Annotated in this window: 8 protein-coding genes; all 8 read left to right on the forward strand. The window is 68.3% G+C overall.

Annotation, left to right across the window (positions count from 1 at the left end; translation table 11 throughout):
* The first annotated feature begins 38 nt into the window (after positions 1-38).
* On the forward strand, positions 39-1,274 hold the full coding sequence (ftsW, locus tag UUA_RS01835) for a putative lipid II flippase FtsW (RefSeq protein ID WP_008433753.1): 1,236 nt from the start codon (positions 39-41) through the stop codon (positions 1,272-1,274).
* A 170-nt stretch (positions 1,275-1,444) separates the two neighbouring features.
* Entirely contained in the window at positions 1,445-2,491 is a 1,047-nt protein-coding gene (gene murG / locus UUA_RS01840) for an undecaprenyldiphospho-muramoylpentapeptide beta-N-acetylglucosaminyltransferase (protein ID WP_039953408.1), read from the forward strand.
* Positions 2,488-3,927 (forward strand): UDP-N-acetylmuramate--L-alanine ligase, encoded by a 1,440-nt coding sequence (gene murC, locus UUA_RS01845; RefSeq protein ID WP_039953405.1) that lies wholly within the window; start codon positions 2,488-2,490, stop codon positions 3,925-3,927. Before murG ends, murC begins: the two co-directional genes overlap by 4 nt.
* Before the next feature lie 5 nt (positions 3,928-3,932).
* Positions 3,933-4,961, forward strand: coding sequence for a D-alanine--D-alanine ligase (locus UUA_RS01850; RefSeq protein WP_153022897.1), 1,029 nt, complete (start codon positions 3,933-3,935; stop codon positions 4,959-4,961).
* A complete protein-coding gene (locus UUA_RS01855) occupies positions 4,958-5,692 on the forward strand; it encodes a cell division protein FtsQ/DivIB (RefSeq protein WP_008433760.1) in 735 nt (244 codons plus the stop codon). The genes UUA_RS01850 and UUA_RS01855 overlap by 4 nt, the downstream gene beginning before the upstream one ends.
* Positions 5,689-6,921, forward strand: coding sequence for a cell division protein FtsA (gene ftsA, locus UUA_RS01860; protein WP_008433762.1), 1,233 nt, complete (start codon positions 5,689-5,691; stop codon positions 6,919-6,921). Before UUA_RS01855 ends, ftsA begins: the two co-directional genes overlap by 4 nt.
* 123 nt (positions 6,922-7,044) lie before the next feature.
* Positions 7,045-8,232: a cell division protein FtsZ gene (ftsZ, locus tag UUA_RS01865; protein WP_008433764.1), complete on the forward strand. Its 1,188-nt coding sequence runs from the start codon at positions 7,045-7,047 to the stop codon at positions 8,230-8,232.
* 454 nt (positions 8,233-8,686) lie between these two features.
* Entirely contained in the window at positions 8,687-9,601 is a 915-nt protein-coding gene (gene lpxC / locus UUA_RS01870; protein ID WP_008433766.1) for a UDP-3-O-acyl-N-acetylglucosamine deacetylase, read from the forward strand.
* The last annotated feature ends 55 nt before the right edge of the window (positions 9,602-9,656 follow it).

The raw sequence follows: 9,656 nt of genomic DNA on the forward strand, positions 1-9,656 counted from the left end.
ATTCCCTGTTCCCTATTCCCTGGCTGCGGAGCAGACCCATGTTTGACGCCACCACCCAGGCCAAACGCCGCAGCGGTCCGTGCGGCAGCTTCGATCTGTGGCTGCTGGTTGCGCTGGTCGGGCTGGCCGGCGTGGGCGTGGTGATGGTGACGTCCAGTTCGATCGCGGTGGCCGACAGCCAGCACCTCGGCGCGTTCTATTTCCTGAAGAGGCATCTCTTGTTCCTCGGCTTCGGGCTGGTCGCCGCCGGGCTGGCGATGCGCACCGAGCTGAAGCTGCTGGAGAAGTTCGCGTTCCCGCTGCTGGCGCTGGCGTTCCTGATGCTGCTGGCGGTGTTCGTGCCGCACCTGGGCATGCGCATCAACGGCGCGCGGCGCTGGCTGAACCTGCTGGTCACCACGTTCCAGCCGGTGGAGGCGGTAAAGCTCATTCTGGTGATCTACGTCGCCAGCTACCTGGTGCGTCATCGCGAAAATGTGGAGACGAAGTTCCTGGGCCTGTTCAAGCCGGTGCTGGTGGCCGGCATGATCGTGCTGCTGCTGCTGGCGCAGCCGGACTTCGGCTCGGCCACGCTGGTGATCGCGGTGACCATCGCGATGGTCTGGCTGGGCGGTGCGCGGCCAATCTTTCTGTTCCTGATGGGCCTGCCGCTGATGCCGCTGCTGTACGTGGCGGCAACCGGCGAGAGCTACCGCATGAAGCGGCTGACCTCGTTCATGGACCCGTGGAAGGACCCGTTCAACGACGGCTTCCAGCTGACCCAGTCGCTGATGGCGATCGGCCGCGGCGAATGGACCGGGGTGGGGTTGGGCTCCAGCGTGCTGAAACTGTCCTACCTGCCGGAGGCGCATACGGATTTCATCTTCGCGGTGATCGGCGAGGAGCTGGGCCTGGCCGGCGTGCTGCTGGTGATCGGCCTGTTCGGCCTGGCGGTGGGGCGCGGCCTGTATCTGGGGCTGAAGGGCGTCGAGGTGGGCCAGCGCTTTGCCGGCTACGTCGCGTTCGGCGTCTCGCTGATGCTGGCAATGCAGGCGTTCGTGTCGGTGGGCGTGAACCTGGGTGCGCTGCCGACCAAGGGGCTGACCCTGCCGCTGATCAGCTACGGCGGCTCGTCAATGGTGTTGACCTGCGCGATGGCCGGCGTGCTGCTGCGCGCCACCTGGGAGATCAACCGCGCACTGGACGCGCGGCAGATGGCCACCCGGATGCCGGCGGCGGTGGCCGCGCTTGACGGGAACGTCGCGGCGAAGCCGCGCGAGGCGGTGGCGGCATGAGCATGGCCGGGAATAGGGAATTGGGAATAGGGAATTGGGAAAGCACGCTGCGCGAAGCTGCAGCGATGTCGACCATCCCCGGCCGCGAGGGTGTTGGTGCGCCGTGCTCTACCGATTCCCGATTCCCGATTCCCGATTCCCGGCCCAACGACTCCCGGCCCGTGCTGATCATGGCCGGCGGTACCGGCGGCCACATTTTCCCCGGCCTGGCCGTAGCCGAGTGCCTGCGCGCGCAGGGCATGCCGGTGGTGTGGCTGGGCGCGGTCGGCGGGATGGAGACGAAGGTGGTGCCGGCGCAGCGGATCGAGCTGCACACGGTGGCCGTCGGCGGACTGCGCGGCAAGGGCCTCCGGACCCGGCTGCTGGCGCCGCTGATGCTGCTGCGTGCACTGTTCGCTTCGCTGGCCGTGCTGCGCCAGGTGCGGCCGCGCAGCGTGCTGTCGATGGGCGGCTATGTGGCCGGCCCAGGCGGTCTTGCCGCGTGGCTGCTGCGCCGTCCGCTGCTGGTGCATGAGCAGAACCGCGTGGCCGGCTTCACCAACCGCAAGCTGGCCGGGCTGGCGAAGCGCGTGCTGGCCGGCTTCGCCGATGCCTTGCCGCGCGCCGAATGGGTCGGCAACCCGGTGCGCGAGGCGATCGCCGCGCTGCCGCCGCCGGCCGAGCGCATGGCGGGACGCAGCGGCAAGCCGCGCCTGCTGGTGCTGGGCGGCAGCCTCGGTGCGCGCGCGCTGAACCTGGCGCTGCCGCAGGCGTTGGCCCGGTTGGCGCCGGCGCAGCGTCCCGAGGTGCTGCACCAGTGCGGCAGTCGCGGCCTCGATGAAGCGCGCGAGGCATATGCGCAGGCCGGCGTCGAGGCGCAGGTGGTGGCCTTCATCGACGACATGGCCGGCACCTACGGCTGGGCCGACCTGGCCGTCTGCCGCGCCGGCGCGCTGACCCTGGCCGAACTCGCTGCGGCGGGACTGGGCGCGGTGCTGGTGCCGTTCCCGCATGCGGTGGACGACCACCAGACCCGCAACGCCGAAGTACTGATGGCGGCCGGCGCCGCCGAACTGATGCAGGAGAACGAGCTGGACGTACAGATTCTGGCGCAGCGGCTGGCATCGCTGCTGGGTGATCGCCAGCGCCTGCTGGCGATGGCAGAAGCCGCGCGGACGCTGGCGAAACCCGATGCGGCGCAGGTCATTGCGCGCGCCTGCCTGGAGGTCGCCGCATGACCCCGCGTCGATTGCATGCGCATGAGGACCCGATGAGCACGTTCCGCCGGGTGCACTTCATCGGCATCGGCGGAGTCGGCATGAGCGGCATCGCCGAGGTGCTGCACAACCTCGGCTACGCCGTGTCCGGTTCCGACCGCGCCAACTCGCCCACCGCGCAGCGGTTGCGGCAGCTGGGTATCGACGTGCACGTCGGCCACGCGGTGGAAAACATCGGCGCCGCCGACGTGGTGGTGACCTCCAGCGCGATCAAACAGGACAACCCGGAGCTGGTCGCCGCACGCGAAGCGCGCATCCCGGTGATCCCGCGCGCGGAGATGCTGGGCGAACTGATGCGCTTCCGCCGCGGCGTGGCGATCGCCGGCACGCATGGCAAGACCACCACCACCAGCCTCACCGCCAGCGTGCTGGCCGAGGCCGGCTACGACCCGACCTTCGTGATCGGCGGTCAGCTCAACGCGGCCGGCGCCAATGCGCGGCTGGGCACCGGGCAGTACCTGGTCGCCGAGGCCGACGAATCCGACGGCTCGTTCCTGCTGCTGTCGCCGGTGATCGCCGCGGTCACCAACATCGACGCCGACCACCTGGAGAACTACCACGGCGACTTCGCCGAGGTGAAGAAGGCGTTCGCCGATTTCCTGCACCGACTGCCGTTCTATGGCCTGGCCGTGCTGTGCGTGGACGACCCCGAAGTGGCCGTGCTGGCGAAGTCCACCACGCGCCGCGTGATGACCTACGGCATCGACACCGCCGACGCCGACGTGCGCGCGAAGAACGTGAGCCAGCACGGCTTCGAGATGCACTTCGAGCTGCTGCTGCCGGGTCGCGACGAAGCGCTGCCGGTCAAGCTCAATCTGCCAGGCCGGCACAACGTGCTGAACGCGCTGGCCGCCGCGGCGATCGGCTGGCAACTGGGAGTCGAGGCCGATGCGCTGGCGCGTGCGCTGGAGAATTTCCAGGGCGTCGGCCGGCGCTTCCACCGGCGTGGCGAGATCGCGCTGGACCAGGGCAGCGTGCTCCTGGTCGACGACTACGGCCACCACCCGCGCGAACTGGCCGCGGTGTTCGCCGCCGCGCGCGGCGGCTGGCCGGAACGCCGCCTGGTGGTCGGTTTCCAGCCGCACCGTTACAGCCGCACGCGCGACCTGCTGGACGACTTCGCCAACGTGCTGGCCGAGGTCGACGTGCTGGTGCTGACCGACGTCTACCCGGCCGGCGAGCCGCCGATCGCCGGTGCCGATGGCCGCGCGCTGGCGCGGGCAGTGCGTGCCCGCGGCAAGGTCGATCCGGTACTGGTCGAGCATCCGCGCGACCTGAAGGAAACCCTGCCGACGCTGCTGCGCGACGGCGACCTGCTGCTGCTGCTGGGCGCCGGCGACATCGGCGCGGCAGCGGTCGAACTGGCGCAGATCGGTCATTTGAGGACAAGCAAGTGAGCACCATGATCAAGGATTCCCAACAATTCGGCCGCGTCGCCGTGGCGATGGGCGGCAGCTCGGCCGAGCGCGAGGTGTCGCTGGATTCCGGCCGCAACGTGCTGGAAGCGCTCAGGGCGCGCGGCGTGGACGCGCAGCCGGTCGACGGCATCCCCGCGCTGCTCGACGCGCTGCGCGCCGGTGGCTTCGCGCGCGTGTTCAACATCCTGCACGGCCAGCACGGCGGTGGCGAGGATGGCGTGCTGCAAGGCGCGCTGGAGGCGTTGAAGGTGCCGTATACCGGCTCGGGCGTGCTTGGCTCGGCGTTGTCGATGGACAAGACGCGTTCGAAGCGCGTGTGGCAGTCGCTGGGCCTGCCGACGCCGAAGTTCGTGGCGCTGCCGCGCGGCGCGGATGTGCACGCGGCGGCGCAGCAGATCGGCTTCCCGCTGATCGTGAAGCCGGCCTGCGAGGGTTCCAGCGTGGGCGTCACCCGCGTGTTCGAGGAATCCCAGCTGGACCAGGCGGTCGAGCTGGCCGCGAAGTATCCGGGCGACCTGCTGATGGAAACCCTGATCGAGGGCGACGAACTGACCGTCGCCATCCTCGGTCGCCAGGTGCTGCCCAGCATCCACATCGTGCCGAAGGGTGCGTTCTACGACTACAACGCGAAGTACATCGCCGAGGACACGCGGTATCTGTGCCCCGGCCTGGAAGGCGATGCCGAGGCGGAGCTGCGCGCACTGGCGCTGGCCGCGTTCGACGCGCTGGGCTGCACCGGCTGGGGCCGGGTCGACGTGATGCGCGACCGCCTGGGCCGCAACTGGCTGCTGGAGGTGAACACTGCACCGGGGATGACCTCGCACTCGCTGGTGCCAAAGGCGGCCAAGGCTGCCGGCATCGACTACCAGGAGCTGTGCTGGCGCGTGCTGGAAACCAGCTTCCGCGATGGTTCGTTCGACGCGGATGGTTCTGCCGAATCCCGAATCCCGAATCCCGGCTCTCAACAGCCGAAGGGCTGGTCATCCCGCGACTCCAACGGAGGCGCCCAGTGAAAGGAACCATCCGCCTCGTCGCCTGGTGCCTCGCCATCGCGCTGGTCGCGCTGCCGATCGTCGGCGTGTTGCGCGGGTGGTTCGCGGTCGGGCGCTGGCCGGTGACCCAGCTGACCGTGCAGGCCGAGTTCCGGCACGTCAGCGCGGACGACATCCGCGCCGCTGTGCGGCCGCGTCTGGGCAGGGGGTTCTTCGCGCTGGATCTCGACGCGGTGCAGAAAGCGGTGGCTGCGCTGCCGTGGGTGGAATCAGTGGAAGCGCGCAAGCGCTGGCCCGATACCCTGCTGCTGCGCATCTACGAGCGCGAGCCGTTCGCGCGCTGGAACGACAAGCAGCTGATCAGCCGCCAGGGCCTGGTGTTCGCGGCGCCGGGCATGGACGGCATCGGCGCGCTGCCGAGCCTGCACGGTCCAGATGCGCGGCTGGCCGAGGTGGTCAGCTTCTACGCGGAAACCAGCAAGGCGTTCGCCGGCACCCATCTGCAGGTCACCGGCGTGGCGCTGACCGAGCGCGGCAGCTGGAGCGTGAGCATGGCCGACGGCGCGCAGGTCGTGGTTGGCGACCGCGAGTACGCCGGCCGCCGGTTGCGCCGCTTTCTCGACGTCTACCCGCAACTCATCGCCGGTCACAGCGACGGTTTCGCCTACGCCGATCTTCGTTACACCAATGGATTTGCCGTGCGCTGGCCGCCGACGGCCGCCGCCAACGCTGGAGGTTCGCCCCGCTCATGAAGCCGCGCAATGACAAGCAACTGGTGGTCGGGCTCGACATCGGCACGTCGAAGGTGGTGGCGATCGTCGGCGAGTACGAGCCGGGCGAGCCGATCACCGTGATCGGCATCGGCACCCACGTCTCGCGCGGCATGAAGCGCGGCTCGGTGGTGGACATCGAATCGACCGTGCATTCGATCCAGCGCGCGGTGGAGGAGGCCGAGCTGATGGCCGGCTGCGACATCCGCTCGGTCTATGCCTCGATCTCCGGCAGCCACCTGGAAACCCGCAACTCGCACGGCAACGCGGCGATCCGCGACCGCGAGGTGACCGCCAGCGACCTGGAGCAGGTGCTGGAGGCGGCCAGCGCGGTGGCGATCCCGGCCGACCGCAAGGTGCTCTACAAGGAATCGCAGGAATACCGCATCGACGGCCAGGACGGCATCCGCGCGCCGATCGGCATGAGCGGCGTGCGGCTGGAGGCGAACGTGCACCTGGTCACCGGCGCGGCGGCTGCGGTGCAGAACGTCACCAAGTGCATCCAGCGCTGCGGCCTCACCGTGGACGAGCTGGTGCCCTCGGCGGTGGCCAGCGCGAAGGCGGTGCTGACCGACGACGAGCGCGAGCTGGGCGTGTGCCTGGTCGACATCGGCGCGGGCACCACCGACATCGCGATCTACACCCAGGGCTCGATCCGCTACACCGCCTCGCTGCCGGTCGGCGGCGACCAGGTCACCAGCGACATCGCCTACGGCGTGCACACGCCGACCGCGCATGCGGAGGAGATCAAGATCAAGTACGCCTGTGCGGTGACCGGGCTGGCCCATGCCGAGGAAACCATCCAGGTGCCCAGCGTGGGCGATCGTCCACCGCGCCGGTTGGCCCGGCAGTCGCTGGCGCAGAGCGTGCAGGCGCGCTACGAGGAAATTTTCGAGATGGTGCAGGACCAACTGCGCCGCTCCGGCTACGAGAGCCTGGTGGCGGCCGGCGTGGTGCTGACCGGCGGCGCCTCGAAGATGGAAGGCGCGCTGGAGCTGGCCGAGGAGATCTTCCACAAGATGGTGCGCATCGGCGTGCCACAGCAGATCGAGGGCCTCGGCGAAGTCGTTTCCAGTCCGCTGCACGCCACCGGCGTGGGCCTGTTGCTGCACGGCGCGCGCGCCGGCGGCACGCGCGTGGGCGGCTCGGCCGGCGGCAGCGTCGGCGGCCTGGTCGGCAAGTTGCGCGGCTGGCTCACCAGGAATTTCTGAACAACACGAATCCGGCGGCGCAGGAGGCGACGCCATGGGTGGAGGGACATCCGCCCACCACCATGGACCGACAGGAGTCGCCACCCATGGTTACAACGACAACAACTCTGCGGAGGACGGGAAATGTTTGAACTGATCGATAAACTTGCACCCAATGCAGTCATCAAGGTGATCGGCGTGGGCGGCGGCGGCGGCAATGCCGTGGCGCACATGCTCAATGCCAACATCGAAGGCGTGGAATTCGTCGTCGCCAACACCGACGCGCAGGCGATGAACAGCTGCGGCTCGCGCACCCACCTGCAACTGGGTGGCAACGTGACCAAGGGTCTCGGCGCCGGCGCCAACCCCGAAGTCGGCCGGCAGGCTGCGCTGGAGGATCGCGAACGGATCGAGGCGATGCTGGAAGGTGCCGACATGGTGTTCATCACCGCCGGCATGGGCGGTGGCACCGGTACCGGCGCGGCGCCGGTGGTGGCGCAGCTGGCCAAGGAGAAGGGCATCCTCACCGTGGCGGTGGTGACCAAGCCGTTCCCGTTCGAGGGCCGTCGGCGCATGCAGGTTGCGCTGAAGGGCATCGAGGACCTGTCCCAGCACGTCGACTCCCTGATCACCGTGCCGAACGAGAAGCTGCTCAGCGTGCTCGGCCGCGAGGTTACCCTTCTCAACGCGTTCAAGGCCGCCAACGACGTGCTGCAGGGCGCCGTGCAGGGCATCGCCGATCTGATCACCGCCCCGGGCCTGATCAACGTCGACTTCGCCGACGTGCGCACCGTGATGTCGGAGATGGGCCTGGCCATGATGGGCTCGGGCACCGCCCGCGGCGACGACCGCGCCCAGGCGGCGGCCGAGGCGGCGATCAAGAACCCGCTGCTGGAGGACGTCAACCTCAACGGCGCCTGCGGCATCCTGGTCAACGTCACCGCCGGTCCCAACCTGACCATGCGCGAGTTTGACGAGATCGGTCGCATCATCCACGACTTCGCCAGCGAGGACGCCACCGTGGTGATGGGCACGTCGCTCGACCCGGAGATGAAGGACGACGTGCGCGTCACCGTGGTCGCCACCGGCCTCAACCGGGCGATGGCCTCGCGCCAGCAGCCGCCGATCCGCATGGTCGAGACCCAGCAGGTGCAGATGCGCCCGCGTCCGGTGGTGCTGCGGACCGGTACCGGCAACGAGGTGGTCGACTACGCGCAACCGGAGATGGCGGTCAGCCACGGCCGTACGGAACCGGCGGCACCGGCGAAGGGTGCCGAGCCGGGCTTCGATTACCTGGATATCCCGGCGTTCCTGCGCCGCCAGGCCGACTGAGGAGGCATATGGGCTTCGGACCGCTTGCACAAGTTAAGGAGATGCGAAAGGATTGAACGATCGCCCGTTGGGTCGGTCACTACTTCCATCGTGCCGTGCCGGCGCCGTCTGCCGAACCGGGCGATGCGCGGGGAAGGGCCGAGGTCGGCTTCGGCTGGCCGTTCGCAGCTTTACAGCAACAAGACTGTGCGTCGGGATGACGCACGGCCTGTCGGCGCGGGCTTGCTCGCAACGACTGGCCCGATACCCCGTGCCGGATTCCCGTCCCAGGCCCGGGGTATCGTGTCGCGCCGTCGCTTCATCGGGAAAACCGCAGCGGACGCGTCAGCTTTCAAGGATGAAAGAAACATGAAGGCTTAATCAGACTGTACGGTACGGTTTGCTTTTATCACAGGTTAAAACTGTGTTAGCATCCGCTCCTGATTGGCTGCTGCCTACACAGGTACCAACTACGATGATCAAGCAGCGTACGCTCAAAAACGTCATCCGGGCGACCGGCGTCGGCCTGCATACGGGTGACAAGGTGTATATGACTTTGCGACCCGCGGCGCCGAATACCGGCATCGTGTTCCGTCGCACCGACCTGACCCCGCCGGTGGATATCCGCGCGCGCGAGGACAATGTCGGTGATACCCGGCTGTCGACCACGCTGGTCGACGGCGAGGTGCGCGTTTCCACGGTCGAGCACCTGCTCTCGGCGATGGCGGGCCTGGGCATCGACAACGCCTACGTCGACCTGTCCGCGCCGGAAGTGCCGATCATGGACGGCAGCGCCGGCCCGTTCGTCTTCCTGCTGCAGTCCGCCGGTATTGAAGAGCAGAACGTGGCCAAGCGCTTCATCCGCATCAAGAAGCCGGTGAAGGTGCAGGAAGGCGACAAGTGGGCCAGCTTCGAGCCATTCGAAGGCTTCAAGGTCGGCTTCTCGATCGACTTCAACCACCCGATCATCAGCCAGCGCACTTCGCGCGCCGAGATCGACTTCTCCACCACCTCGTTCGTCAAGGAAGTCAGTCGCGCGCGCACCTTCGGCTTCATGCGCGACATCGAGATGCTGCGCGAGCACAACCTGGCGCTGGGCGGCTCGATGGACAACGCGGTAGTGCTGGACGACTACCGAGTGCTGAACGAGGACGGCCTTCGCTACGAGGACGAGTTCGTCAAGCACAAGATCCTCGACGCGATCGGTGACCTGTACCTGCTCGGCCACAGCCTGATCGGCGCGTACCACGCGCACAAGTCCGGTCACGAACTGAACAACAAGCTGCTGCGCACCCTGATGGCCGATGCCTCGGCCTGGGAAGAGGTCAGCTACCAGGACGATCCGGCCACCTCGCCGATCTCCTATGCCCACCCGGCGCAGGCCATCTGAGCCTAGAACAGCCGGTCCTCCACGAGTTCCTCACAAAAAACGGCCCCGTCGCGCG

It is taken from the genome of Rhodanobacter thiooxydans LCS2 (genome assembly GCF_000264375.1).
Taxonomy (GTDB): domain Bacteria; phylum Pseudomonadota; class Gammaproteobacteria; order Xanthomonadales; family Rhodanobacteraceae; genus Rhodanobacter; species Rhodanobacter thiooxydans.

Excerpts from the sequence above, each read along its gene's own strand:
- ftsW (WP_008433753.1), top strand. The coding sequence starts at position 39 with ATGTTTGACGCCACCACCCAGGCCAAACGCCGCAGCGGTCCGTGCGGC.
- murG (WP_039953408.1), top strand. The coding sequence starts at position 1,445 with ATGGCCGGCGGTACCGGCGGCCACATTTTCCCCGGCCTGGCCGTAGCC.
- murC (WP_039953405.1), top strand. The coding sequence starts at position 2,488 with ATGACCCCGCGTCGATTGCATGCGCATGAGGACCCGATGAGCACGTTC.
- UUA_RS01850 (WP_153022897.1), top strand. The coding sequence starts at position 3,933 with ATGATCAAGGATTCCCAACAATTCGGCCGCGTCGCCGTGGCGATGGGC.
- ftsA (WP_008433762.1), top strand. The coding sequence starts at position 5,689 with ATGAAGCCGCGCAATGACAAGCAACTGGTGGTCGGGCTCGACATCGGC.
- ftsZ (WP_008433764.1), top strand. The coding sequence starts at position 7,045 with ATGTTTGAACTGATCGATAAACTTGCACCCAATGCAGTCATCAAGGTG.
- lpxC (WP_008433766.1), top strand. The coding sequence starts at position 8,687 with ATGATCAAGCAGCGTACGCTCAAAAACGTCATCCGGGCGACCGGCGTC.